Source organism: Streptomyces sp. NRRL S-87, assembly GCF_000719335.1.
In the GTDB taxonomy this organism is placed as follows: Bacteria; Actinomycetota; Actinomycetes; order Streptomycetales; family Streptomycetaceae; genus Streptomyces.
On sequence record NZ_JOGB01000003.1, the window covers coordinates 311631 to 334877 of the forward strand.

Here is a 23247-nt window from a genome sequence, read left to right on the forward strand (position 1 = left end):
GGTCCATGCGGCCGTCGCGGCCTCCGGCGCTCCCGACGGGCCCGACACGCCCGACGCGGCGGGCGGGGCGGGCGCACCCCTGGAGCGGCCCCGAGCGGCCTCGGCGGGACCCGGGGGTGGCGTCGGGCGGATCCGGTCGGCGCGGGGCGGCGGGGGACGGCACGGGGATGGAGCGGAGGTGGCGCGGGGACGGCCGCGAGGGTGGCGGGTGGCCGGCGCGGGACGGGGACACCGGGTGGACCGGCGCGGAACGGGGCCGTCGCGGGGCCGGCGGAGGACGGGGCCGGCACCGGTCCGAGGGCCCGGCCCCGAGAAGCACCGAAGCCCGCATCCGGGGGATGCGGGCTTCGACCTGCTGCGATCCTGACGGGACTTGAACCCGCGACCTCCACCTTGACAGGGTGGCGAGCTAACCAACTGCTCCACAGGACCTTGCTCTGCGGCCGCTGGCGCGGCTGCGAATCAGACTGTACAGCAGGTGAGGGGGTGCGGTCGAACCGGATCAGGGAGCGGCCGCGTCCACGGCCTTGATGATGCGTTTGTCGGAGATCGGGTACGCCGTTCCGAGGGCGTGGGCGAAGTAGCTGACCCGCAGTTCCTCGATCATCCAGCGGATCTCCCGCACCTCCGGCGGCACCGGTCGGCCCTTGGGGAGCTGCTCCAGCAGCCAGGCGTACTCGTCCTGCATCTCGTGGACCTTCTCCATGCGGGTGGTGTCCCGCTGGACGCCCGTGGGCATCTGCTGCAGCCGCCGGTCCACCGCGACCAGGTAGCGCATCAGGTCGGGCAGCCGCTTGAGCCCGGTCAGGGTCACGAAGCCGGCCGGCACGAGGGCCGCCAGCTGCGTCCTGACGTCCTGGACGTTGGCGAGCAGGGCGGGACTCCTGGCGGTCTTCAGGCGGCGCTCACAGGCCTGCCAGGCCGCCAGGACCTGCTGCACCTGGCCGACCGTGCGTACGGTCGCGTCCACCAGGTCCGCCCGCACGCGGTCGTAGAGCTTCCGGAACGACTCCTCGTCCCAGGCCGGCCCCCCGTGGTCGGCGATCAGCTTGTCCGCCGCGGCGGTCGCGCAGTCGTCGAAGAGGGCCTGGATCGAGCCGTGCGGATTGGCCGACAGGGCGAGCTTCTGCTGGTTGGTGAGCTTGTCCGAGGCGAACTTCGCCGGGTTGACGGGGATGTTCAGCAGGATCAGCCTGCGCGTGCCGCGCCACATCGCCTCGTACTGCTCGGCCTCGGTGTCGAAGAGCCGTACGGAGACGCTGTCGCCGGCGTCCACCAGCGCCGGGTACGCCTTGACCGGCTGGCCGGCCCGCCGGGTCTCGAAGACCCGCTCCAGCCGGCCGATCGTCCAGTCCTTCAGGCCCGTGCGCTCCACGGAGGGGCCGCCGGCCCGCTCCGCGGTGGCCGCGGCGGCCTGGGACAGGGCCTGCCGGGCCTTCGGCTTCAACCGGAGCCGGAGCGCCTCCAGGTCCTTGTCCTCGGCGATCTTCCGGCGCCGCTCGTCGATGATCCGGAAGGTGATCTTCAGGTGTTCCGGGACGCGGGAGAGGTCGAAGTCCTCGGCCGTCACCGGGACGCCCACCATCCGCTGGAGCTCCCGCGCCAGGGTGGCCGGCAGCGGCTCCTGCAGCGGGACGACGGAGTCGAGGAAGCGGGCCGCGTAGTTCGGCGCCGGGACGTAGTGCCGGCGGATCGGCTTGGGCAGCGACCGGATCAGCTCGGTGACGACCTCCTCGCGCAGGCCGGGGATCTGCCAGTCGAAACCCTCCTCGGTCACCTGGTTCAGCACCTGGAGCGGGATGTGGACGGTCACGCCGTCCGCGTCCGCGCCCGGCTCGAACTGGTAGGTCACCTTGAACTTCAGCCGGCCCTGCCGCCACGAGTCCGGGTAGTCGTCCTTCGTGACCCCGGCGGCCTTCTCGGTGATGAGCATCTCGCGTTCGAAATCGAGCAGTTCGGGCTGCTCGCGCCGCTTGTGCTTCCACCACGAGTCGAAATGGGCGCCGGAGACGACGTGTTCGGGGATGCGCCGGTCGTAGAAATCGAAGAGCGTCTCGTCGTCCACGAGAATGTCGCGGCGCCGGGCCCGGTGCTCCAACTCCTCGACCTCGGTGAGGAGTTTGCGGTTGTCGGCGAAGAATTTGTGGTGCGTGCGCCAGTCGCCCTCGACCAGTGCGTTGCGGATGAACAGCTCCCGCGAGGCCTCCGGGTCGATCCGTCCGTAGTTGATTTTGCGCTGCGCCACGATGGGCACGCCGTACAGCGTGACCCTCTCGTACGCCATGACGGCCGCCTGGTCCTTCTCCCAGTGCGGCTCGCTGTACGTGCGCTTGACCAGGTGCTGGGCGAGCGGCTCGACCCACTCGGGCTCGATCCGCGCGTTGACCCGGGCCCACAGCCGGGAGGTCTCCACCAGCTCCGCGGACATCAGGAGCTTCGGCTGCTTCTTGAAGAGCGCCGATCCCGGGAACACCGCGAACTTGGCGGAGCGGGCGCCCAGGTACTCGTTCTTGTCCGTGTCCTTGAGGCCGATGTGCGAGAGCAGGCCGGCCAGCAGCGAGACGTGCACGCTCTGCTCGGGCGCGTCCTCCTCGTTGAGGTGGATGCCCATGGACCTGGCGACCGTACGCAGCTGCGAGTAGATGTCCTGCCACTCGCGGATCCGCAGGAAGTTCAGGTACTCCTGCTTGCACATGCGGCGGAACGAGGACGAGCCGCGCTCCTTCTGCTGCTCGCGCACGTACCGCCACAGGTTCAGGTACGCCAGGAAGTCGGAGGTCTCGTCCTTGAAGCGGGCGTGCTGCTGGTCGGCCTGGGTCTGCTTGTCCGAGGGCCGCTCGCGCGGGTCCTGGATCGACAGCGCGGCCGCGATGACCATGACCTCGCGCACGCAGCCGTTCCGGTCGGCCTCGATGACCATGCGGGCCAGCCGCGGGTCGACCGGCAGCTGGGACAGCTTGCGGCCGAGCGGGGTCAGCCGCTTCTTCGCGTCCTTCTGCTCGGGGTCGAGCGCGCCCAGCTCCTGCAGCAGCTGCACGCCGTCGCGGATGTTGCGGTGGTCCGGCGGGTCGATGAAGGGGAACTTCTCGATCTCGCCGAGCCCGGCCGCGGTCATCTGGAGGATGACGGAGGCCAGGTTGGTGCGCAGGATCTCGGCGTCGGTGAACTCCGGCCGGGCGTTGAAGTCGTCCTCGGAGTACAGCCGGATGCAGATGCCGTCGCTGGTGCGGCCGCAGCGGCCCTTGCGCTGGTTGGCGCTGGCCTGGCTGACCGGCTCGATCGGCAGCCGCTGCACCTTGGTGCGGTGGCTGTAGCGGGAGATCCGGGCGGTGCCCGGGTCGATCACGTACTTGATGCCCGGGACCGTCAGGGAGGTCTCGGCGACGTTCGTCGCGAGGACGACGCGGCGGCCGGTGTGCGGCTGGAAGACCCGGTGCTGCTCGGCGTGCGAGAGGCGCGCGTAGAGGGGGAGCACCTCCGTGAAGCGGAGCTTCAGCTTGTTGAGCGCGTCCGCGGTGTCGCGGATCTCCCGCTCGCCGGAGAGGAAGACCAGGATGTCGCCCGGGCCCTCCTTCTGGAGCTCGTCGACGGCGTCGCAGATCGCGGTGATCTGGTCGCGGTCGGCGTCCTCGGAGTCCTCCTCCAGGAGGGGGCGGTAGCGCACCTCGACCGGGTACGTACGGCCGCTGACCTCGACGATCGGGGCGTCGCCGAAGTGGCGGGAGAAGCGCTCGGGGTCGATGGTCGCGGAGGTGATCACGACCTTGAGGTCCGGCCGCTTCGGGAGGAGCTGGGCCAGGTAGCCGAGCAGGAAGTCGATGTTGAGGCTGCGCTCGTGGGCCTCGTCGATGATGATCGTGTCGTAGGCGCGCAGCTCGCGGTCCGTCTGGATCTCGGCGAGCAGGATGCCGTCCGTCATCAGCTTGACGAAGGTGGCCTCGGGGTCGACCTGGTCGGTGAACCGGACCTTCCAGCCGACCGTCTCGCCGATCTCGGTCTTCAGCTCCTCCGCGATCCGCTCCGCCACGGTGCGGGCGGCGATCCGGCGGGGCTGGGTGTGGCCGATCATGCCCCGGACGCCGCGGCCCAGCTCCATGCAGATCTTGGGGATCTGGGTGGTCTTGCCGGAACCGGTCTCACCGGCGACGATCACGACCTGGTGGTCGCGTATCGCCTCGGCGATCTCGTCCTTCTTCTGGCTGACCGGCAGGTTCTCCGGGTACGTCACCGACGGCCGGCGCGCGGCCCGGGCGGCCACCCGCTCGGCGGCCTTCCCGGCCTCGGCGGCGAGCTCGTCGAGCACCGCCTGGCGGGCCTCCGGCTTCCGGATGCGGCGGGCTCCGTCGAGGCGGCGGCCGAGTCGGTGCGCGTCGCGGAGCGAGAGCTCTGCGAGCTGGGTCTGCAGGGCGGCGAAGGAAGTAGACATACCTGCTCGAGGATCTCACCGATGGGCTGCGGGTGGCGAACCCATTTCGCGGGGCGGGACGTACCATTTCGGGACGACTCCCCCATTGGATCTTCCGGAAGGGCCCCGCATGCCGCGACCGCCGTGCCGCGGGCGGCGCCTGCCCCGGCCCCTGGGGGTGTCGGTCGGGCTCGTCCTGGCGTGCCTGGGCCTCCTGGTCGGGGCCGGTGTCCCGGCGGGGGCCGCCGCGGCGGTCGCCGCCGGCGTGGTCCCGATCGCGGGTCTTCGGGTCGCCCTGCCGGGCGGCGCTCCGGCCGCGCAGGGCGGGCCCGCAGCCGCGTCGCGCCCTGCAGGGTGGGGGATCGCCCCGAAGGGCGACGTCGTCCCTGACGGCGGGCGCCGGTGCGCGCCGGGCGGGGCCGGGCAGGACGACGGGGCCGTGGGCCGGTCCGCCCCGTGCGAGCGCGGGCTCGCCGGCCCCGGACGGGCCGCCGGCCAGGAACCGTGGCCGGCCCGGGACGGCCGCGCCGTGGCACCCGTACGGACCGCGGAACGCACCGCACCCGGCCCGGTGGAGCTCTCCGTGCTGCGGGTGTAGGAGCCGCGCCCCCTCCGCCGCGGAGGGGCCGCACCGCGCGCACGCGCACCTCCACACCCGTACCGAACCACCGGGAGCACCGCATGTCCGACTCCGCCCTCAAGCCCCTGCTCGTCTCCGCCGGCGTGGCGGCCGCCGCCCTCGCCCTCGGCGTGGCGTCCTGGCAGGCCGACTCCGGCGGCGGTGACGCCGCCGCGCCCGACCGGGGCGCCGCTTCCGCGTCCGCCACGCCCGGCGGCGGCGGCGACGGCCGTACCGACCACCTGCTCGCGCTCGCCCGGCGCGATCCGCAGGACCCGTTCGCGCAGGGCCGCGCCGACGCGCCGGTCGTGCTGGTCGAGTACGCCGACTTCCGCTGCGGCTACTGCGGCAAGTTCGCCCGCGACACCGAGCCGGCCCTCGTCAAGAAGTACGTCGACGACGGCACCCTGCGCATCGAATGGCGCAACTACCCCATCTTCGGCGCCGAGTCCGAGGCGGCCGCCAAGGCGGCCTGGGCGGCCGGCCGGCAGGGCCGCTTCTGGCAGTTCCACGCCGCCGCGTACGCCGAGGGCAGCAAGGAGAAGGGCTTCGGGGACGCCCGGCTGCGCGAGCTCGCGCGGCAGGCGGGGGTTCCCGACGAGGCCCGGTTCGAGCGCGACATGAAGAGCCCGGCCGCCCAGGAGGCCCTGCAGAAGGACCAGGACGAGGCCTACGGCATCGGCGTGTCCTCGACCCCGTCGTTCCTCGTCGGCGCCACGCCCATCGCCGGCGCCCAGCCGGCCGAGACCTTCCGGCGGGCCGTCGAGGCCGCCCGGGACCGGGCGCGGGCCGCGGCCGGAGCGACGCCGGGCGGCACCGCGCGCGGGGCGGCGCAGTAATGGGCATCGGCTACCTGGCCGCGTTCCTCGGCGGGCTGCTGGCGCTGCTCTCCCCGTGCAGTGCCCTGCTGCTGCCCGCGTTCTTCGCGTACTCGATCGACTCGGCCTCCCGGCTGCTCGCCCGGACCGGCATCTTCTACGCCGGGCTGGCGACCACCCTCGTGCCGCTCGGCGCGGCGGGCTCGTTCGCCGGGCGGTTCTTCCACGGCCACCGGGACCAGCTCGTGCTGGCCGGCGGCTGGCTGATCGTCGCGCTCGGACTGGCGCAGGTCCTCGGGCTCGGCTTCGCCTCCCGGCGGATGGCGGAGCTGTCCGGGCGGATCCGGCCGACCACCGCGCTGTCCGTGTACGCCCTCGGCGCGGTCTACGGCCTGGCCGGCTTCTGCGCCGGGCCGATCCTCGGCAGCGTCCTGACCGTCGCGGCGGTGGGCGGCAGCCCGGTCTACGGCGGTCTGCTGCTCGCCGTGTACGCGCTGGGGATGGCGGTGCCGCTGTTCCTGCTCGCGGCGCTGTGGGAGCGCTTCGAGCTGGGGCGCCGCCGGTGGCTGCGGGGGCGGGAGGTGCGCGTGGGGCGGGTGCGGCTGCACACGACGTCGCTGCTGTCAGGCGCGTTCTTCGTCGTCCTGGGCACGCTGTTCCTGGCGTACGACGGGGCGAGCGCCCTGCCGGGCCTGCTGGACGTGGACGACTCGTACGCGGTGGAGGCGCGGGTGCGCACGATCGCCGACGCGGTGCCCGACTGGGCGCTGCTGGGCGCGGTGGCCGTGGCCGCGCCCGCGCTCGGGGCCGTCCGCCGGCGCCGGGCGCGTTCGGAAACCCGTGCGGCCGTCGGCCCGGAGGGGTGAGACACGAGGAAGGCCCCGTCCGATGGACGGGGCCTTCCGGTTGTGGCTGGGGCCGGGGTCGAACCGGCGACCTATCGCTTTTCAGGCGATCGCTCGTACCAACTGAGCTACCCAGCCACGAGACCGTTTCCGGTCCCAGCGATCCTGACGGGACTTGAACCCGCGACCTCCACCTTGACAGGGTGGCGAGCTAACCAACTGCTCCACAGGACCATGCTTGTACGAGATTACTCTCGCACAGGGTAAAGCGTGCCCCCAACGGGATTCGAACCCGTGCTACCGCCTTGAAAGGGCGGCGTCCTGGGCCACTAGACGATGAGGGCTAAGGGCCCACCTGGGCGCTTCTCAGCGCGTCGGGGACGTGAGAAGCATATGGGATGGGGGGAGGGATCGCCAAAACGGTTTGCTCCCCGCCACTCCGGAGGCGCCCGCACGGGGGAGAATGACCGGGTGCTGGAGATGACGCGCGAGGAGTTCGAGGAGCTCGTGGCGGAGGCCCTGGACCGGATCCCGCCGGAGCTGACCCGGCTGATGGACAACGTCGCGGTCTTCGTCGAGGACGAGCCGCCGGCGGCGGACCCGGAGCTGCTCGGGCTGTACGAGGGGACACCGCTGACCGACCGCGGCGAGTGGTACGCGGGGGTGCTGCCCGACCGCATCACGATCTACCGCAACCCGACGCTGCGGATCTGCGAGACGCGGGAGGACGTCGTCGAGGAGACCGAGGTCACGGTGGTGCACGAGATCGCCCACCACTTCGGCATCGACGACGAGCGGCTGCACGCCCTGGGGTACGGGTGACCCGGCCGGTCCCGGGTGCGGAGGCGATCGACCCGGACGTCGACCTGCACGTACCGGCGCAGCGCGTCGAGCGGCAGGGGCCGGTGCTGGCGGCGGTGTCCGCGGGCGGGGTGCTCGGGGCGCTGGCGCGGTACGGGCTCGTGCTGGCGTTCCCGGCGGGGCCCGGGGACTTCCCGTGGGCGACCTTTGCGGTCAATGTCGCCGGGTGCGGGCTGATCGGGGTGCTGATGGTGCTGATCAGCGAGGGCGGGCGCAGTGCGCACCCGCTGGTGCGCCCGTTCCTCGGGGTCGGGGTGCTGGGCGGGTTCACCACGTTCTCGACGTACGCGGTGGACGTCTCGCGGCTGCTGGACCGCGGTGCGGCCGGCACGGCGCTGGCGTACGCCGCGGGGACGCTCGCGGGGGCGCTGGGGGCGGTGTGGCTGGCCGCCTCGACCGCGCGGGCGCTGGTGGCCCGGCGGGCCGGGGCGCCGCGGGGCGAGGACGGGCGGTGAACTGGCTGCTGGTGGCCCTCGGGGCCGCGGTCGGCGCCCCGTTGCGGTACCTGACGGACCGTTCGGTGCAGTCCCGGCACGACTCGGTGTTCCCGTGGGGGACGTTCACGGTCAACGCCGCGGGCTCCGTGGTGCTCGGGGTGCTGACCGGCGCCGTGCTGGCCGGCGATTCCGGGAGCGCCTCGCAGGCGCTGGTGGGGACCGGGCTGTGCGGGGCGCTCACGACGTACTCGACCTTCTCGTACGAGACCCTGCGCCTGGCCGAACGGGGCTGGCGCTTCCTGGCGGTGGCGAACGTGGCGGGGTCGGTGCTGGTCGGGCTGGGCGCCGTGCACCTGGGGTCGGAGCTGGGGCAGCAGCTGCTCTAGGTTCCTGGGTCCGGCCACCGTGGCCGTGTTCGTTCGGGCGGGTATGCGAGACCAGCGCATGTCACCGGACGCGTGTCCCTCGGGGGGTGAAGGGAGTTGGGCACATTGACCCGTCTGACCCCGCTGCCGGAGGTGCCGCCGTGCGCCAGATGCCCGCTCCCGTCCGACTGGCCGTCGCCGCGCTCGCGGTGGCCGCGTCCGCGGGTTGCATGAGTGTGAGCGACGACGCAGGCCGGCCCGCGCCGTCGCCGTCGGCCGGGCAGCGCGGGGCCGCGGCGGAGCCGGACGGCGGTACGGGCCGCGGGCACGCCGGCCGGGGGCACGCCGGCGGCCGCGGCGCGGACGCGGCCGAGCCCGCGAAGGACGCCGGGCCGGGCGCGGCCGGCAAGCCCGGCGCGGGCGCCACCCCCACCCCGGGCGCCCCCGGCGCACGCCCCACCGCCGGTGCCACCCCTTCCGGCCCGGCCGCCCCCGGTCCGGGCACGGGCCCCCAGGAGCCGGAACCGGGCGGTGGCGATCCCGGGGGCGGCGGTGACGGCGGCCCCACGCAGCCCGCGGAGACCACGCCCCCCAGCCCCACCCCGGTGGACCCGCCCACCACGGAGCCCAGCTCGCCGCCGCCCTCGTCCGAGGCGCAGCCGCAGGCGGCCGCGGAGCACCCGGTGCCGCTGGCCGAGCCCTCGGCATCGCCGCAGGCAGGGCCCGTGTAGCGGTGTGACGGTGGTCTCTCGGGGGCTTTCTTCGGCCGATCGAGTTGCCAGGGGAGGGGTGAGGTGCGTATGGTTATAGATCGTTTGATCCCATTGCCCGGCGCCGAACCCGAAGAGCGCCGTGTGGCGCGTACTCTCCCTTGCCGTGGCTGACCGCATGAAGGCGGTCGAATTTGCGATTCACGGAGTTTGGGCGCGTGCCGAGACTCCGGAAGGTTTTCGCATTCGCATGTCCATTTCCAGTTCCGACCGCTCCGTCATGCCCGAGAACGACACCGTCGAGGCTGTCGAGACCGTCGTGATCGACGAGACCATCGAGGCGCTCGAGGCCCAGGTCGCCGATGTGGCGATCGAGGACGTCGAGGCCGACGGTGACTACGAGGCCGACGAGTTCACCGACGCCCTGGACGACGCCGACGTCGACGGCGCGGACGAGGACGGCCGGGACGACGAGCCCGGCATCACCTTCGCGGACCTCGGTCTGCCCGAGGGCGTCGTGCGCAAGCTGGCCCAGAACGGCGTCACCACCCCGTTCCCGATCCAGGCCGCGACCATCCCGGACGCGCTGGCGGGCAAGGACATCCTCGGCCGCGGCCGCACCGGCTCCGGCAAGACCCTCTCCTTCGGTCTGCCGCTGCTGGCCACCCTGGCCGGCGGCCACACCGACAAGAAGAAGCCCCGCGGCGTCATCCTGACCCCGACGCGTGAGCTCGCGATGCAGGTCGCGGACGCGCTCCAGCCCTACGGCGACGTGCTCGGCCTCAAGATGAAGGTCGTCTGCGGCGGTACCTCCATGGGCAACCAGATCTACGCCCTCGAGCGCGGTGTCGACATCCTCGTCGCCACCCCGGGCCGCCTGCGCGACATCATCAACCGCGGTGCCTGCTCCCTGGAGCAGGTGAAGATCGCCGTCCTCGACGAGGCGGACCAGATGGCCGACCTGGGCTTCCTGCCCGAGGTCACCGAGCTCCTCGACCAGGTCCCGGCCGGCGGCCAGCGCCTGCTGTTCTCCGCCACGCTGGAGAACGAGATCGACAGCCTGGTCAAGCGCTACCTGGTGAACCCGGTCACGCACGAGGTCGACCCGTCCGCCGGCGCCGTCACGACCATGACGCACCACGTCCTCGTCGTGAAGCCGAAGGACAAGGCCCCGGTCACCGCCGCCATCGCCGCCCGCAAGGGCCGCACCATCATCTTCGTCCGCACCCAGCTGGGCGCCGACCGCGTGGCCGAGCAGCTGCGCGAGTCCGGCGTGAAGGCGGACGCGCTGCACGGCGGCATGACCCAGGGCGCCCGTACCCGGACCCTGGCCGACTTCAAGGACGGTTACGTCAACGTCCTCGTCGCCACCGACGTCGCCGCCCGCGGCATCCACGTCGACGGCATCGACCTGGTCCTGAACGTGGACCCGGCCGGCGACCACAAGGACTACCTGCACCGCTCCGGCCGCACCGCGCGCGCCGGCCGCTCCGGCGTCGTGGTCTCCCTGGCCCTGCCGCACCAGCGCCGCCAGATCTTCCGTCTGATGGAGGACGCGGGCGTGGACGCCTCGCGCCACATCGTCGGCGGCGCCGGCGCCTTCGACCCCGAGGTCGCCGAGATCACCGGTGCCCGCTCCCTGACCGAGGTCCAGGCCGACTCCGCGAACAACTCCGCGAAGCAGGCCGAGCGCGAGGTCGCCGAGCTGACCCGCAAGCTGGAGCGGCTCACCAAGCGCGCCGGCGAGCTGCGCGAGGAGGCCGAGCGCCTGATCGCCCGCGCCGCCCGCGAGCGCGGCGAGGACCCGGAGGCCGCGGTGGCCGAGGTCGCCGAGGCGGCCGAGGCCGAGCTGGCCGAGGCGGTCGCCGAGGCCGCCGCCGCCGAGGCCCGTGCGGAGCGCGCCCAGCGCGACGAGCGGGGCAACTTCGAGCGCCGCGACCGTCGTGACGACCGCGGCGGCGACCGTGGCGGCTTCCGCCGTGACGACCGTGGTGACCGCGGTGGCTTCGAGCGCCGTGACGACCGCGGTGACCGTGGCGGCTTCCGCCGTGACGACCGCGGTGACCGTCCGTCGGGCGGCTTCCGTCGTGACGACCGGGGTGACCGTCCGTCCGGTGGCTTCCGCCGTGACGACCGCGGTGGCGAGCGCGGTGGGTTCGAGCGCCGTGACGACCGTTTCGAGCGCCGTGACGACCGTCGCCGTGACGACAAGCCCCGCTGGAAGCGGAACGGCTGACGCCTGCTGCGCCTGACGCGCACCAGAGCCTGAAGGGCCAGGGCCCGTACGACACTTCGGTGGCGTGCGGGCCCTGGTCGTGTGCACAGGTGGAATCGGTTGTTGTGGCTGGTGGGGCCACTGTTACGATCCGGCCAGCGGAGCCGCGCCAAGGGCGGGGTCGCGTCGGCGTGGGGGACATCAGCGGCGACGGGCGCCCGGACGTGGTGTCCCGCAACGCAGCCGGCGACCTGCTGCCCACCACCGGCACCAGCACCGCCCACCTCGCCGCGCCCACCCGGACCGCCACCGGTCCGGCGCGTACAAGGCACTTTCCTGATCCGGGGGGATCCAGACCGATGACCCACACGTATTCCGACGCGCACTCCGACGCGAGACCCCACGGCGCGCGGCTGCGGCGCCTGGTCGCCGCCACCTCCGCCACCGCGGCCCTGGTCGCCGGCCTGCTGTCGGGAGCCACCGCCCCGGCGGGCGCCGCGGCGCCCGCCGCCGGCCCGGCGATCCCGTCCTGGCTGGTCCCGATCCGGGCCGAGAGGGAGGGCACCGGCCTGGTCAAGGGCTGCACGGCGGTCCTGCTGGGCCCGCTGCGGGCGGCCACCGCCGCCGACTGCTTCACCGGCCGCGGCGTGCAGGACTTCCTCACGACGTACAACCCGGACGGCGGCGGCGGGGGCACCAACCGCCCCCGCTACCGCCTCCCCGTCCGGTACGACGCCGCCACCGGCCGGGCCGACTTCGCCGTGGCCCACGCCGGCCGCGAGCAGGTCCAACGGCCCGTCCTGGCCTCGGCCTCGGACAACGCCCTGTACACGGCGGGCGCCAGGGCGACCTTCCTCTCCTGGACCGCGGCGACGCCCACGGAGATCCGCACGCCGCACTCCGAGCAGGTCGTGGTGCGCTCGGCGGCCGACTGCGCCGTCCTGCTGGGCCGCCCGCTGCCCGCCGGTTCGCTGTGCACCGCCCCCGCGCCCGGCGCGCCGCTGGTGCCCGGGACCGAGCGCTGCGTCGGTGACGCGGGCGGTGCCCTCGTGGCGGCCGGCAAGGTGATCGGCCTGTCGGCCACCCGCGCCACCGGGTGCGCCGCGTCCACCGTCCGGCTCTACACGTCCGTACGCGCCTACCGCCCCCAGCTCGTGGAGTGGTCGCGCGACATGGAGCCGAACGCGTCCTTCGACCGGACCGGCAGCGTGGTGGCGCGTGAGCGCGAACCCCAGGCGTACCTCGACTTCTGTGCCGCCACGCCGCAGCTGACCCGGGGCTGCACCGCGGGGGACCACACGGCCGACGCGGCCGACTTCGGCCTCACGTACCCGCTGCTCACGGCCATGGGCGACGCGGACGGGGACGGCACCGGGGACCTGCTCGCCCGGCGGACCAACGGCGACCTGTACCGGTTCGACCGTCCGACGATCTCTGACCTGGACTCCGACCCCAAGGTCCTGCTGGGCCGGAACTTCGGCATCTACAACACGCTCCTGGCCGTCCGCGACCTCTCCGGCGACGGCATCGGCGACCTGCTCGGCCGCGACTCCGCGGGCGTGCTGTGGCTCCACCACGGCACGGCGGACGGCAAGCTGTCGGTCCGGACCCGGGTCGGCTCCGGCTACCAGCAGTACAGCGCCCTCGCCGGGCGGGGCGACTACGACGGCGACGGCCGTTCGGACCTGGTGGCGCGGGACCGGAACGGGGTGCTGTGGCTGCACGCCGGCAACGGCGCCGGCGGCCTGCGCGCCCGGGTGAAGGTCGGCACCGGCTGGAACGCGTACAACAGCATCGTCGGCAGCGGTGACATGGACGCGGACGGCCGCCAGGACCTCGTCGTCCGGACGCCGGCCGGCGCGGCGTACGTCTACAACTCCGACGGGAAGGGCCACTTCGCCCCGAAGCGCTGGGCCACCACCCAGTGGAAGCAGTACCTCCGCATCGGCTGACGGCCCTCCGGAGGGCCCTGGGCCACACGCCGCGGCCGGCCACCGTCGATAGTCGATCGGCTCTCCGGCGGTGTCCGGCTATGCTCAGGGGGGAGCACGCCGTGGGCCATTAGCTCAATTGGCAGAGCAGTGGACTTTTAATCCATTGGTTGTCGGTTCGAGTCCGACATGGCCTACTCGGACGGGCCCGCCTCGGCGGCGCCCCGAACCGCGTGCTCGGACGGCCCGACCGGATCACTCCGGTCGGGCCGTCGGCTTTTCCGGCGGTTGGGCCGAACGGGCTACAGGTGCTCCAGCAGCACCGAAACGTGGCTGTGCGCCGGGTCCTTGACGGCGGTCACCAGGGTGACGGGGCCGCCCGCGACGAGCCCGCGGAGTTCCGCGAGGGCCTCGGCGGCCTCGGGGGCGGCCAGCTCGGACGCGTACCGGTCGGCGAACTCCTCGTACGAGCCCCCGCCGGCGTGGAACCAGCGGCGCAGCTCGTTCGACGGCGTGAGCGCCTTGGGCCAGGAGTCCACCTGCGCGTCCGCCTTCGCGATGCCGCGCGGCCAGAGCCGGTCGACGAGGACGCGGGTGCCGTCGTCGGGGCCGGGCGGGTCGTAGATCCGGGCGACCCGGATCCCCTCGGTGCTGCTCATGGGGCCACCCTGGGGGATGCGGAGGCCGCCGGCCAGCCGGTGAGCAGCGCGTCGAGCGCGTCGACCATCCGGTTCCAGGAGGTGTCGAGGTCCCGCTCGGCCCGGAAGGCGGCGGCCGCCTCCAGCGCCGCGAAGCCGTGGAAGGTGCTGCGCAGCAGGCGCACGGCGTCGGTGCGGTCGGGCTCGTCGAGGTCGTACGAGCGCAGCAGCGCGTACGTGTACTCGACCAGCCGCAGGTGGCCGGGCGAGGCGGCGAGGGTCTCCGGCGGCAGCTCGAGCTGGGTGGCCGCGTAGCGGCCCGGGTGCCCGACGGCGTACGCGCGGTAGGCCTCGGCGAAGCCGGCCAGCGCCGCCTTGCCGGAGCGCCCGGCCAGGGCGGTGCCGAGCCGGTCGCTGAACTCCGCTGCGGAGCGCACCGCGAGTCGGCTGCGCAGGTCCCGGAGGCTGCTGACGTGTGAGTAGAGGCTGGCGTCCTTGACGCCGAAGCCGCGGGCGAGGGCGGAGAGGGTGACCGCGTCGAGGCCCACGGAGTCGGCCAGCTCGGCTGCCGCGGCCACCACCCGGTCGGCGGTCAGTCCCGCGCGGGCCATGGGCGGCTCCTTTCCGTGGCGGCGGGGCGTGCCGTCGTGCCGGGGGCGGTGCGTGGGGTCGTGCCGCTGGTCATGCGGCGCCTCCTGGAGGGGTGTCGGGGGACCCGGGCGGTCCCGTCGGGTCGATCTTCCTTGGTGCGGCCGGTTGGTGCCTTGGGTATTTAATCCGTTGCCTAGGATCTCTAGGAATACGTACCGTCGTCGGCATGCGCACCCTGACCGAGAACGACATCCGCGGATCCTTCGTCAACTGCACCAAGGGGGAGGCCCAGCGCCTTCCGATGCCCCGGGACCTCGACGAACGCCCCTGGGAGCACCTGGACTTCCTCGGCTGGCGGGACCTGTCGGCCCCGGACCGCAGCTACCTCGTCGCGGAGCTCGACGACGGCCGGGTCGTGGGCGTCGCCCTGCGCTTCCCCGCCGTCAAGCGCGGGTTCCTGCACCGCAGCATGTGCTCGGTGTGCCTGACGGTCCACCCGGGCTCGGGCGTCTCGCTGATGACCGCGCGCAAGTCCGGCAAGGAGGGGCGCGAGGGCAACTCCGTCGGGCTCTACATCTGCACCGACCTGGCCTGCTCGCTGTACGTGCGGGGCGAGAAGCTGCCCGAGCCGGGCGGGCGGTTCGAGGAGTCGCTGACCGTCGAGCAGCAGATCGAGCGGACCCGGGGCAACCTCGCGGGCTTCCTCGGCAGGCTCTGACCGGATCGGGTCCGGGACGATCCGGGCAGGTCCGGGCAGGTCCGGGCGGGTTCGGGCTGATCCGGGCGGGTCCAGGCAGGTGCGAGCGGATTCCGGACCGGCCTCCGGACCGGCCTCCGGGCCGGTCTCGTGCCGGTTTCCGACCGGTTGCGCACCGCCTGTGCTGCAGCATGCTGCAGGCCAGGCTGCACGAAGCTGCAAGTGGAACGGGCGGTCCCGCCCCTGCGGGGGTGGGACGGTGAACAGGGGCGATCGCCACCCCCCACACCTCCACCGACCGATCCACGGGAGATCCTCATGTCCGCATCCGAGCCCCAGAACCGCGCCCAGGGCTACGGCCCCGCGCTGGTCGCCGCCCTGCTGGCCCTCGGCCTCGGCGTGGGCATGACCGTCTTCGACGGTGCCGCGCGCACCGCGCTCGCCGTCGGCCTGGGCCTCGCCGTCCTCGTCAGCGCCGGCCTGGTCGGGGCCTCCGTGCGCCGCTCCCGCGGCCAGTAGCGCGCGGCATGTCGTGAGGGGGGGCGGGCCGAGCGGCCTGGGCCGAGCGGCCCGCGCCCCCCTCACGGCCGTTCGCGGCCCCGCTCAGAGCCAGCCGCGCTCGCGTGCCAGCAGGGCCGCCTGGAAGCGGTTCGTGGCGTCCAGCCGCTGCATGAGCGTGGCCACGTGCTTGCGGTACGTACGGACCGAGATCCCCAGGTCGCGGGCGCCGCTCTCGTCCTTGTCGGCCACGTACAGCGACTCCAGGATCTTCCGCTCGATGCCGCTGGGGAGCCAGCCCTCCGAGGCGCTGTCGCCGCCGCCGGTCGCCGGCAGTTCCTGCGCGGTGTCCCACATGCGCTCGAAGAGCGAGACCAGTGCGGCCACCAGGCCCGGTTCGCGGGTGAGGATCGCGCCGCGCGCGGTGTGCGTCGGGTCGATCGGGGTGAGGGCCGCGCTCCGGTCGCAGATGATCATGCGCTCCAGGGGCTGGTGGGAGATGCGTATCTCCGCCCCCTTCTCCACCAGTTCCCGCAGGTACGCCAGCGTCGGCGGGTCGTCCAGGGCCCCCGCGCCCATGAGGGTCCGCATCCGGATGCCGCGCCGCAGCACGCGCAGGTCCATGGCGCGGGAGTTGGCGATGCCCTGGGCGGACAGGACCCCGGGCGGGTTGGTCGTCAGCGACTCGGTGCGGGTGAAGAACGTCAACTCGTCGATGGCCGCCCGTACCTCGTCCATCCCCTCCAGGTGCTGGATGGGGGAGCCGCCCCGGTCCGCGAGGACCGCCGCCGAGGCCGCGTCCCGGTCCGCGAGCAGCGAGTCCACGATGCCGCTCGCGGCCACCGCCGCTTCCAACTCGTCGCGCAGCCGCACCACTCGGCGCTCGACCAGCCGTTCCACCGCCTTGGCCGGCGGGACGGGGCGCAGTGCCCCGCCCGACGCCTCGGTGGCCAGGCCCAGTTCGGCGATCCGGCGGCAGGCCGCGGCCGTCTCGGCGGCCCGCGGTTCCGGCCGGCCGGGCCGGCCGGACGCGTCCGGGTCCGTACCGGCAGCCTCCGCGGGTGCCTTCGCCTCCTCCATCCGCGCCTGGTGGAGCGCCAGTTGGGCCGGTCCGGCCTCCCCCGTACGCAGCAGCAGTCGGTAGAGGTCCTCGTCCTCCCGTGGGACTCCGAGGAACTCCAGGTTCGGTTGCGCCATTGCTTCCCCCGCCGGGCCACTCTTCTTTACTCGGTCTTGACCCCAAGAACTACCTCTTGTCACTCGGGGACGACAAGGCCGGACCGCCCGGTTCCGCTCTCGGCCGTGACTCCGCCCCAGGTGGGGAGCTGTTTCAGGCGTCCGCCGGGGGCCCTCGGGAACGGCTCGCGGTTCACCCGGAGCCGCGCAACATCCGGCACGGCGGTACGCAGCATGCTGCACGCGATCGGCCTCGATCCGGCCCTTGCCGGACGGCAGAGTTGTTCTCGCAAGGAGCGGTCGGAACCGCTCCACCGGAGTCCACGGGGGAGAACAGAAATGAACCGCACGTCCCTGCGCCTGACCGCCGCCGCCCTGCTCGCCGGCGCCGTCCTCGCCATCGGCGGCACGGGCACCGCCCAGGCCGCCACCGCGGACGGGCGCCCGGCCGGAGAGCCGGTCGCGGTGACGCAGAGCGTGGCCACGGGCACCGGCGCCGTGGACGGCGTCACCCACGCGATCGAGTCCGCCGCGGACGCCGCCGCCGACGTCCTGCGCCGCGTCAAGGAGACCCACGAGTGGGGCTGAGGGTCCGCCGCTGAGCCGTCCCCGCCGATCACCCCAGGGGCCGGGCCCCTGACCAAGGCCCGCCCCGGGCCGCGCCCCTGACCACGGCGCGCCCCGCCCACCTGGAGACCAGCCACCATGACCCGCTACTCGGTACTCGTCCCGTTCGTACCCCGCCGGCCCGAACAGCTGCTGCCCTACGCCGGGCTCGTGCAGTGGACGGGCGCCCACCGCCTCTGGCAGGGCCAGGGCATGCTCACCGAGCCCCACCAGGGCTTCGCCCACGCGGCGGGGGCCGGCTTCCGGATCCCGACGGGACTGGGCGTGACGCTGATGCCGATGCGCCACCCGTACGAGGCGGCCCTGCAGGCCAAGTCGCTGTCGCTGGTGACCGGCGAGTCGGTGGTCGCGGGCTTCGGCCCCGGGTCCCGCGAGATGCAGTGGGCGATGCGCGGCGAGCCGTACAAGAGCCCGCTGACCGCCGCCCGCGAGTACCTGACCGCGGTGCGGGCGGCCCTGACCGGGACGCCCGAGGTCATGGAGGGCGACTACTGGCACCACGCGGGCCGGCTGGCGCCGCTGCCCGGACCCCGTGTCGAGATCGGCCTGGGCGTGCTGCGCCCCGGCATGGCGAAGGTGGCCGGCGAGCTGGCCGACGTGGCCATCACCTGGCTGACCCCGGCCCGCTACCTGAGCGAGCTGATCGTCCCCGCGCTCGCCGCGGGGGCCGAGAAGGCCGGCCGGACCGCCCCGCGGGTGGCCGCGATCGTGCCGCTCGCCCTGGCCGCCGACGACCGGGACCCGGCCCGGCTGGCGCTCGCCTCCAACGGCGCGCACCTGCGCCTGGCGCACTACCGCGACATGCTGCGCAAGGGCGGAGTGCCGCTGCCGGACGGCGAGTTCGCCGACGGCGACGAGACCGCGCAGGCGCTGGCCCTGGTGAAGGGCGACGCGTTCCTGTACGGGACGGCCGACGAGCTGACGGAGAGGCTCGCCGGGTACGCCGCCGCCGGGGTCGACGAGATCGTCCTCAACGTCACCGGCGTGGCCTCGCTGTACGGACCGCAGGCCGCCTCCCAGGAGCTGAAGGCGCTGCTCGGCGCGCTCGACCTCGCGTAGGCCCCGCTCCTCCCCCGTCCTCCTCCCCGGTCCCCCCTTCCCCCGTCCTCCTCCCTCCCCACGCTTCCGCGCACCCCTGAGGTAGTCATGTCCATGCCAACAATCGCGCTCCGCGCGATCGAGTGGGGGACCGGGCGTCCCCTGCCCGGACCTCACCGCGCCACCACCCCCGAGACCCCCGCGACCGCCACCGTCGTCCTCGCTGACGCCGCCCACCTGCCCGAACTCCTCGACTCGCCCCTGACCGGACCGGGCAGCACCGTGCTCGTCCCCGGCCCCGAGGCGGGCACCGCCACCGACCGCAGCGGCGTCACCGTCGTCACCTACGAGGGCGAACTGTCCGCCGAGGCCGATGCCGAGGCGGGCCTGCACCCCGACTTCTACCTCCAGACCCAGCCCTACGCCCGGGCCCGGGCCCTCGCGCCCCTCGGACCCGTACTGGTCCGCGTCACCGGTCCCGACGACCTGGACGCGTTCCTCGCCGACGCCGACCGGGCCCGCGCGGAGGGCGTCTTCCCCGACCACATCACCCACCCCGCCGTGCAACTCGCGGACCACCGCGAGCTCGGCGCCCCCGTCGAGGGCGACGGTCCGGCCCTGCGGCTGTACGTCGGCTCCGACGGCACGGTCCACCTCAACCCGGGCGGCGCTCCGCTCGGCGGACTCGGCACCCCCCCTGCCGACCTGGACCGTGCCTGGCGGACCGCCGCCCTCGACCCCCGCATCACCGAACGCCCCTGGCTCGGGCGGTACCTGGCGGCGCTCGAAGCCGTCCGGGCGGCCCGTGCCCGCGGCTTCGGCGGGATCCGGGTCTCCGGGTTCGGCGGCCGGCTGCCCGCGGCCGGCACCGACGGCGCCGGGACCGCCCCGGCCGCCGACCCCGGTGGACGCGACGCGGCCGGCGTCGCCGAAGGGCCCGACGTATCCGAGGTGCGCGAGGTACCCGGCGTACCCGAGGTGCGCGAGGTACCCGGCGTACGCACCGCCGCCGATGCCCACGACCCGCACCTGCCCCTCCTGCTGACCGCCGGGACCGCCCCGGCCGACGCCCCCCGGAGCCTGGTCCACGACCCGCGCACCGGCCGGGCCGTCGCCCTCGCCCCCGGTTCCGCCCGGGCGGCCGAGGCCCTGCTGGCCACGGGCGACCGGACCGCCGCCGCCCGCTGCGCCGACCCGGCAGCCGTGGCCGCCGTCGCCGACTACTTCGCCGCCGCCGGCCTGCCGCTCGACCCCGAACCCACGACCGACCGCACCACCTCCGAGAAGGAGCCCGCCCGATGAGTACCCTGCTCAGCCCCGCCCGCGCGGGCACCCCGGTCACCGGCCGGGCCGGCGAGGCCATCGCCGCCCTCGGCGACCGCGCCCGGATCTGCGACCTGTACGACGCCGACGGCAGCCCCGTCTACCACGACATCTGCGGCACCACCGGCCACGAGGTGCGCGAGATCCTCGACGCCGCGGCCCCCTTCGAGGGCCCCGTCCTCGACCTCGCCGCCGGCTCCGGACGGCTCACCTTCCCGCTGCTCGCCGCCGGCCGCACCGTCACCGCGCTCGAGCTCTCCGCCGACATGCTGGGGCTGCTCCGCGACCGGATCGCCCTCGCCCCCGCCGCGGTGCGCGAGCGCTGCGACACCGTCGAGGCCGACATGAGCGACTTCCACCTCGGCCGCCGCTACCCCGTCGTGCTCCTGGGCACCACCACCATCTCCCTGCTCGGCGACGAGGACCGCCCCGGCCTCTACCGCTGCGTCCGCGAACACCTCGCGCCCGGCGGCCGGTTCCTGCTCACCACCGTCCACGTCGACCCCGCCGCCGACGGCACCGGCGAGTCGGAGATCCCCGTGACCGGGCTGAGCGGCCGCGGCTACGTCATGTACGAGCAGTGGTCCCCGGGAGCCGAGACCCGCACCGTCACCGTGCTGCCCGCCGACACCTCCGGCGAGGGCCCCCTGACCGTCTGCACCACCACCATCGGCGTCCTGCCCGCCGACCGGATCACCGCCGAGCTCGAAGCGGCCGGCTTCGCCATCCGCTCCGTCACGCCCGTCGACAGCGGCGGCGGCCGCCACCACGACGTCCTGCTGGAAGCCGAGGCCCTCTGATGGACCGCACCGAGAACGCGGGCTACCAGGCCCTGTGGACCAGCCTGGTCCCGCCCTCCCAGCACGGCCGCGACGAACTGTGCGCCGTCAGCGCCGACGGCATGCGCATCCGCTTCCAGGACGGCCGCGAACTCCTCGACGGCGACAGCGGGTTGTGGAACGCCAACCTCGGCCACGGCAACACCGCCATCGCCGAGGCCGTCTCCAAGGCCCTCCACGAGGCCTCCTACCTCAGCATCTTCCGGTACGAGCACACGTACGCCCGCCGGGCCGCCGAGGCCCTCGTCGACCTGGCCGGCGCCGACCACTACGGCCGGGTGCTCTTCTCCACCTCCGGGGGCTCCGCCAACGACCTGGTCATGAAGACCGCCCGCCACTTCCACGCCCTGCGCGGGGACCACGCCCGCAAGCTGGTCGTCGGACTGCGCGGCAGCTACCACGGCCTGACGTACGGCTCCTTCTCCCTGACCGGCGAGAACCTCGGCCAGACCCTGTACGGGGTCGACGGCCGCCTGGTCCGCCACGTGCACCCCAACGACCCCGCGGAGCTCCGCGCACTGCTCGGGCGCCACGGCGAACTGGTCGCCGCGGTCGTCGTCGAGCCGGTCCTGGGCAGCGGCGCGGTCCCCCTCGACGACGCCTACGTCGACACGCTCCTGGCGCTGCGCGACGAGTACGGCTTCCTCCTCGTGGCCGACGAGGTCGCCACCGGCTTCGGCCGCACCGGCGACATGTTCGCCTCGCAGCGCTGGAGCGGCCGCCCCGACCTCCTGGTCACCTCCAAGGGCCTGACCAACGGCACCTGCGCGGCCTCCGCCGTGATCGTCGCCCGCTCGGTCGCCGACGCCTTCGAGGAGGCCGACGCGATGCTCACGCACGGCGAGACGCAGGCCGGCACCCCCGCCACCTGCGCCGCGATCCTCGCCACCATCGACGAGATGCGCCGCCTGGACGCGGTGGCCCGCGGCCGCCGGCTGGCCGAACGCCTCGAGGACGAGCTCACCCAGCTGGTCTCCGGGCACGCCCTGATCGGCGCCACCACCGGCGTCGGGCTGTTCCGCTCCATCCGGGTGGTCACCGCCACCGGCGAGCCGCTGCCCCAGACCGAGGTCATGGGCCTGGTGGGCCGGATCCGCGAGGCGGGCGCCATCGTCCACCCCGGGGTCCACGGCGTCCAGCTGCTGCCCGCGCTGACCTGCGGCGACGAGGACCTCGCCGAGCTGCTGCGGCGCGTCGTCGCCGGCATCGAGGCGCACGCCGCCGACCTGGCCCCGGCCGCGGACGACACGCCCCGCCCCGCTCCGGACCCGGACGACGCACCCGCGCTGGCCGGAGCCCGCTGATGAACCTGCCCTGGTCCGGTCGGACCCGCCTGCTGCTCGGCCCCGACGGGCTGGCCGACTGGCTCTCGTACGCACCCGTGGGGCGGGCCTCGGTGCTCGTCGACCCCGCCCTCACCGGCGCGCGGATCACCGGGCTCGTCGAGGACGGACTCGCCCGCGCCGGACACCTGGTGCGCCGCCTGGTCCCCGAGGGCCCCGGCGACGCCGCCGAGGTCCTGGACCTGGCCGCCCGTACCGCACGCTCCGAGCTGATCGTCGCGATCGGCGGCGGGACCTGCGTCGACCGCGCCAAGCTGGCCCTGCTCGCCGGGGACAGCCCGGCGGCCGCGCAGGCCCTGACCACCCGCACCCGGTGCGGACTGCTCGCCCTGGACCAGGCGGTCCGGCGGGTACGGCCCCTGCTGGCCGTGCCCACCACCGTCGGCCCCGGGTCCGAGCTCAGCCGGGTGGCCTGCATGCCGCACCGCCAGGGCAAGCGCCTGGTCTCCGCCGAGGCGCTGACCCCGGACGCCGCCCTGCTGGACCCGGCGGCGACCGAGACCCTGCCGGCGGAGCTGATGGCCGAGGGCGTCCTGGAAGCCCTGTTCCGGACGGTCACCCCGTACGCGGGCGACCACAAGGAACTGCCCGTCGAGGACGCCTTCTGCGAGGCGGCCGCGACCCAACTGGCCGGCCTCGGCCACCGGGTGGCGGAGCTCCGCGCCGCGGGGCGGCCCCTCGACGCCGGGCTGCGGCTGGACGTCGCGCGGCTCAGCGGCCTGACCCACGCCCCCTGGATGCGCCTGGGCCGCAGCCCCTTCACCACCGAGGGCTGGATCATCGCCAACGAGCTCTCCACCGCCCTGGGCATCCGCAAGATGACCGCCGTCGCGGCCCTCCTGCCGCACCTGTGGCGGGCCGTCCTCGACGGGGACGAGCGCTACGGCTCGGCCGAGCGGCTGCACCGCATCTGGCAGCGCATCCGCGAGGGCCTGCCGTACGGGCTGCCCGCCGACCCGGCCGACGGCATCGCCGCACTGGTCGACGCCTGGCGGATCGGACGCCACGTCTCCGCCGACCCGGCACGGCTGGCGGCCGTCGCCCGGCAGACCACCCGGGCCTGGGGAGCCGGCCTGCCGATGCTCGGCGGGCTGCTGACCGCCGACGTCGAGGCGCTGCTCGTCCGGACCTGCACCACCACCCGCACCACCCGCACCACCGCGGCCCCGGCTTCCGACGCCCCCGCCGCACCGCGCACCGGGCCGGCGGCGCAGTACGCCACCGCCCGCCCCCTCACAGACTTCCGCGCCGCGTGACGGCGCGGATCGGAG

At 74.3% G+C, this 23247-nt stretch carries 21 protein-coding genes and 5 tRNA genes; 18 read left to right on the forward strand and 8 right to left on the reverse strand.

Annotated elements, in window-relative coordinates:
• Window positions 1–358: 358 nt before the first annotated feature.
• Window positions 359–432: transfer RNA gene (locus tag IF43_RS0103650), tRNA-Asp, on the reverse strand.
• Between the two features lie 70 nt (window positions 433–502).
• A complete protein-coding gene (gene hrpA / locus IF43_RS0103655) occupies window positions 503–4426 on the reverse strand; it encodes an ATP-dependent RNA helicase HrpA (protein WP_030193642.1) in 3924 nt (1307 codons plus the stop codon).
• Between the two features lie 109 nt (window positions 4427–4535).
• Here hrpA and IF43_RS0103660 point away from each other — a divergent pair, with 109 nt between their 5' ends.
• From IF43_RS0103660 to IF43_RS0103670, 3 genes are all read left to right on the forward strand, one after another.
• Complete coding sequence (locus IF43_RS0103660) at window positions 4536–5003, forward strand: hypothetical protein (RefSeq protein WP_030193644.1); 468 nt, start codon at window positions 4536–4538, stop codon at window positions 5001–5003.
• 83 nt (window positions 5004–5086) lie between these two features.
• A complete protein-coding gene (locus tag IF43_RS0103665; RefSeq protein WP_051794614.1) occupies window positions 5087–5863 on the forward strand; it encodes a thioredoxin domain-containing protein in 777 nt (258 codons plus the stop codon).
• On the forward strand, window positions 5863–6708 hold the full coding sequence (locus IF43_RS0103670) for a cytochrome c biogenesis CcdA family protein (RefSeq protein ID WP_030193648.1): 846 nt from the start codon (window positions 5863–5865) through the stop codon (window positions 6706–6708). The genes IF43_RS0103665 and IF43_RS0103670 overlap by 1 nt, the downstream gene beginning before the upstream one ends.
• 43 nt (window positions 6709–6751) lie before the next feature.
• On the opposite strand, the gene IF43_RS0103675 is transcribed toward IF43_RS0103670, so the two are convergent.
• From IF43_RS0103675 to IF43_RS0103685, 3 genes are all read right to left on the reverse strand, one after another.
• Window positions 6752–6825: transfer RNA gene (locus IF43_RS0103675), tRNA-Phe, on the reverse strand.
• 22 nt (window positions 6826–6847) lie between these two features.
• A tRNA-Asp gene (locus tag IF43_RS0103680) sits at window positions 6848–6921 on the reverse strand.
• A gap of 37 nt (window positions 6922–6958) precedes the next feature.
• Window positions 6959–7031, reverse strand: a tRNA-Glu gene (locus tag IF43_RS0103685).
• A gap of 127 nt (window positions 7032–7158) precedes the next feature.
• Here IF43_RS0103685 and IF43_RS0103690 point away from each other — a divergent pair.
• The 7 genes from IF43_RS0103690 (at window position 7159) to IF43_RS0103720 (ending at window position 13403) form a co-directional block, all read left to right on the forward strand.
• Complete coding sequence (locus IF43_RS0103690; RefSeq protein WP_030193649.1) at window positions 7159–7509, forward strand: metallopeptidase family protein; 351 nt, start codon at window positions 7159–7161, stop codon at window positions 7507–7509.
• Window positions 7506–8003 (forward strand): CrcB family protein, encoded by a 498-nt coding sequence (locus IF43_RS0103695; protein WP_030193650.1) that lies wholly within the window; start codon window positions 7506–7508, stop codon window positions 8001–8003. Before IF43_RS0103690 ends, IF43_RS0103695 begins: the two co-directional genes overlap by 4 nt.
• Entirely contained in the window at window positions 8000–8371 is a 372-nt protein-coding gene (gene crcB / locus IF43_RS0103700; protein ID WP_030193657.1) for a fluoride efflux transporter CrcB, read from the forward strand. Before IF43_RS0103695 ends, crcB begins: the two co-directional genes overlap by 4 nt.
• 149 nt (window positions 8372–8520) lie before the next feature.
• Window positions 8521–9081 (forward strand): hypothetical protein, encoded by a 561-nt coding sequence (locus tag IF43_RS36010; RefSeq protein WP_030193665.1) that lies wholly within the window; start codon window positions 8521–8523, stop codon window positions 9079–9081.
• A gap of 229 nt (window positions 9082–9310) precedes the next feature.
• The gene (locus IF43_RS0103710; RefSeq protein ID WP_234331925.1) at window positions 9311–11296 is read left to right on the forward strand and encodes a DEAD/DEAH box helicase; all 1986 of its coding nucleotides are present in this window, start codon (window positions 9311–9313) and stop codon (window positions 11294–11296) included.
• Window positions 11297–11634: 338 nt separating this feature from the next.
• Entirely contained in the window at window positions 11635–13227 is a 1593-nt protein-coding gene (locus IF43_RS0103715; protein WP_158939141.1) for an FG-GAP-like repeat-containing protein, read from the forward strand.
• Window positions 13228–13330: 103 nt separating this feature from the next.
• Window positions 13331–13403 (forward strand) — tRNA-Lys (locus IF43_RS0103720).
• Between the two features lie 105 nt (window positions 13404–13508).
• On the opposite strand, the gene IF43_RS0103725 is transcribed toward IF43_RS0103720, so the two are convergent.
• Both IF43_RS0103725 and IF43_RS0103730 read right to left on the reverse strand, forming a co-directional pair.
• Window positions 13509–13865: a DUF488 domain-containing protein gene (locus IF43_RS0103725; RefSeq protein ID WP_030193674.1), complete on the reverse strand. Its 357-nt coding sequence runs from the start codon at window positions 13863–13865 to the stop codon at window positions 13509–13511.
• Window positions 13862–14455, reverse strand: a complete 594-nt coding sequence (locus IF43_RS0103730; RefSeq protein ID WP_030193677.1) for a TetR/AcrR family transcriptional regulator — start codon at window positions 14453–14455, stop codon at window positions 13862–13864. The genes IF43_RS0103725 and IF43_RS0103730 overlap by 4 nt, the downstream gene beginning before the upstream one ends.
• Before the next feature lie 206 nt (window positions 14456–14661).
• On the opposite strand from IF43_RS0103730, the gene IF43_RS0103735 reads away from it, so the two are divergent.
• Together IF43_RS0103735 and IF43_RS0103740 are read left to right on the forward strand one after the other, a co-directional pair.
• Window positions 14662–15153 (forward strand): FBP domain-containing protein, encoded by a 492-nt coding sequence (locus tag IF43_RS0103735; RefSeq protein WP_030193680.1) that lies wholly within the window; start codon window positions 14662–14664, stop codon window positions 15151–15153.
• Window positions 15154–15450: 297 nt separating this feature from the next.
• Window positions 15451–15651, forward strand: a complete 201-nt coding sequence (locus IF43_RS0103740) for a hypothetical protein (RefSeq protein ID WP_030193683.1) — start codon at window positions 15451–15453, stop codon at window positions 15649–15651.
• Between the two features lie 84 nt (window positions 15652–15735).
• Here the strand turns inward: IF43_RS0103740 and IF43_RS0103745 are convergent, their stop codons facing one another.
• Complete coding sequence (locus IF43_RS0103745; protein WP_030193687.1) at window positions 15736–16827, reverse strand: hypothetical protein; 1092 nt, start codon at window positions 16825–16827, stop codon at window positions 15736–15738.
• Window positions 16828–17145: 318 nt separating this feature from the next.
• Between IF43_RS0103745 and IF43_RS0103750 the strand changes: the two genes are divergently transcribed.
• From IF43_RS0103750 to mpaC, 6 genes are all read left to right on the forward strand, one after another.
• The gene (locus IF43_RS0103750) at window positions 17146–17394 is read left to right on the forward strand and encodes a hypothetical protein (RefSeq protein WP_030193690.1); all 249 of its coding nucleotides are present in this window, start codon (window positions 17146–17148) and stop codon (window positions 17392–17394) included.
• Between the two features lie 117 nt (window positions 17395–17511).
• The gene (locus tag IF43_RS0103755; protein WP_030193693.1) at window positions 17512–18492 is read left to right on the forward strand and encodes an LLM class flavin-dependent oxidoreductase; all 981 of its coding nucleotides are present in this window, start codon (window positions 17512–17514) and stop codon (window positions 18490–18492) included.
• 87 nt (window positions 18493–18579) lie between these two features.
• Window positions 18580–19773: a daptide biosynthesis RiPP recognition protein gene (gene mpaB / locus IF43_RS0103760; RefSeq protein ID WP_051794618.1), complete on the forward strand. Its 1194-nt coding sequence runs from the start codon at window positions 18580–18582 to the stop codon at window positions 19771–19773.
• Entirely contained in the window at window positions 19770–20594 is an 825-nt protein-coding gene (gene mpaM / locus IF43_RS0103765; RefSeq protein ID WP_030193700.1) for a daptide-type RiPP biosynthesis methyltransferase, read from the forward strand. The genes mpaB and mpaM overlap by 4 nt, the downstream gene beginning before the upstream one ends.
• A complete protein-coding gene (gene mpaD / locus IF43_RS0103770) occupies window positions 20594–21937 on the forward strand; it encodes a daptide-type RiPP biosynthesis aminotransferase (RefSeq protein WP_051794620.1) in 1344 nt (447 codons plus the stop codon). The genes mpaM and mpaD overlap by 1 nt, the downstream gene beginning before the upstream one ends.
• A complete protein-coding gene (mpaC, locus tag IF43_RS0103775) occupies window positions 21937–23232 on the forward strand; it encodes a daptide-type RiPP biosynthesis dehydogenase (protein WP_051794621.1) in 1296 nt (431 codons plus the stop codon). The genes mpaD and mpaC overlap by 1 nt, the downstream gene beginning before the upstream one ends.
• The last annotated feature ends 15 nt before the right edge of the window (window positions 23233–23247 follow it).

Bases quoted from the DNA above. Each gene is read 5' to 3' on its own strand.
- mpaC (WP_051794621.1), top strand. From the start codon at position 21,937: ATGAACCTGCCCTGGTCCGGTCGGACCCGCCTGCTGCTCGGCCCCGAC.
- hrpA (WP_030193642.1), bottom strand. From the start codon at position 4,426: ATGTCTACTTCCTTCGCCGCCCTGCAGACCCAGCTCGCAGAGCTCTCG.
- IF43_RS0103755 (WP_030193693.1), top strand. From the start codon at position 17,512: ATGACCCGCTACTCGGTACTCGTCCCGTTCGTACCCCGCCGGCCCGAA.
- IF43_RS0103660 (WP_030193644.1), top strand. From the start codon at position 4,536: ATGCCGCGACCGCCGTGCCGCGGGCGGCGCCTGCCCCGGCCCCTGGGG.
- mpaB (WP_051794618.1), top strand. From the start codon at position 18,580: ATGTCCATGCCAACAATCGCGCTCCGCGCGATCGAGTGGGGGACCGGG.
- IF43_RS0103725 (WP_030193674.1), bottom strand. From the start codon at position 13,865: ATGAGCAGCACCGAGGGGATCCGGGTCGCCCGGATCTACGACCCGCCC.
- IF43_RS0103750 (WP_030193690.1), top strand. From the start codon at position 17,146: ATGAACCGCACGTCCCTGCGCCTGACCGCCGCCGCCCTGCTCGCCGGC.
- IF43_RS0103665 (WP_051794614.1), top strand. From the start codon at position 5,087: ATGTCCGACTCCGCCCTCAAGCCCCTGCTCGTCTCCGCCGGCGTGGCG.
- IF43_RS0103745 (WP_030193687.1), bottom strand. From the start codon at position 16,827: ATGGCGCAACCGAACCTGGAGTTCCTCGGAGTCCCACGGGAGGACGAG.
- IF43_RS0103715 (WP_158939141.1), top strand. From the start codon at position 11,635: ATGACCCACACGTATTCCGACGCGCACTCCGACGCGAGACCCCACGGC.
- IF43_RS0103735 (WP_030193680.1), top strand. From the start codon at position 14,662: ATGCGCACCCTGACCGAGAACGACATCCGCGGATCCTTCGTCAACTGC.
- IF43_RS0103670 (WP_030193648.1), top strand. From the start codon at position 5,863: ATGGGCATCGGCTACCTGGCCGCGTTCCTCGGCGGGCTGCTGGCGCTG.
- IF43_RS0103730 (WP_030193677.1), bottom strand. From the start codon at position 14,455: ATGGCCCGCGCGGGACTGACCGCCGACCGGGTGGTGGCCGCGGCAGCC.
- IF43_RS0103710 (WP_234331925.1), top strand. From the start codon at position 9,311: ATGTCCATTTCCAGTTCCGACCGCTCCGTCATGCCCGAGAACGACACC.
- IF43_RS0103740 (WP_030193683.1), top strand. From the start codon at position 15,451: ATGTCCGCATCCGAGCCCCAGAACCGCGCCCAGGGCTACGGCCCCGCG.
- mpaM (WP_030193700.1), top strand. From the start codon at position 19,770: ATGAGTACCCTGCTCAGCCCCGCCCGCGCGGGCACCCCGGTCACCGGC.
- IF43_RS36010 (WP_030193665.1), top strand. From the start codon at position 8,521: ATGCCCGCTCCCGTCCGACTGGCCGTCGCCGCGCTCGCGGTGGCCGCG.
- mpaD (WP_051794620.1), top strand. From the start codon at position 20,594: ATGGACCGCACCGAGAACGCGGGCTACCAGGCCCTGTGGACCAGCCTG.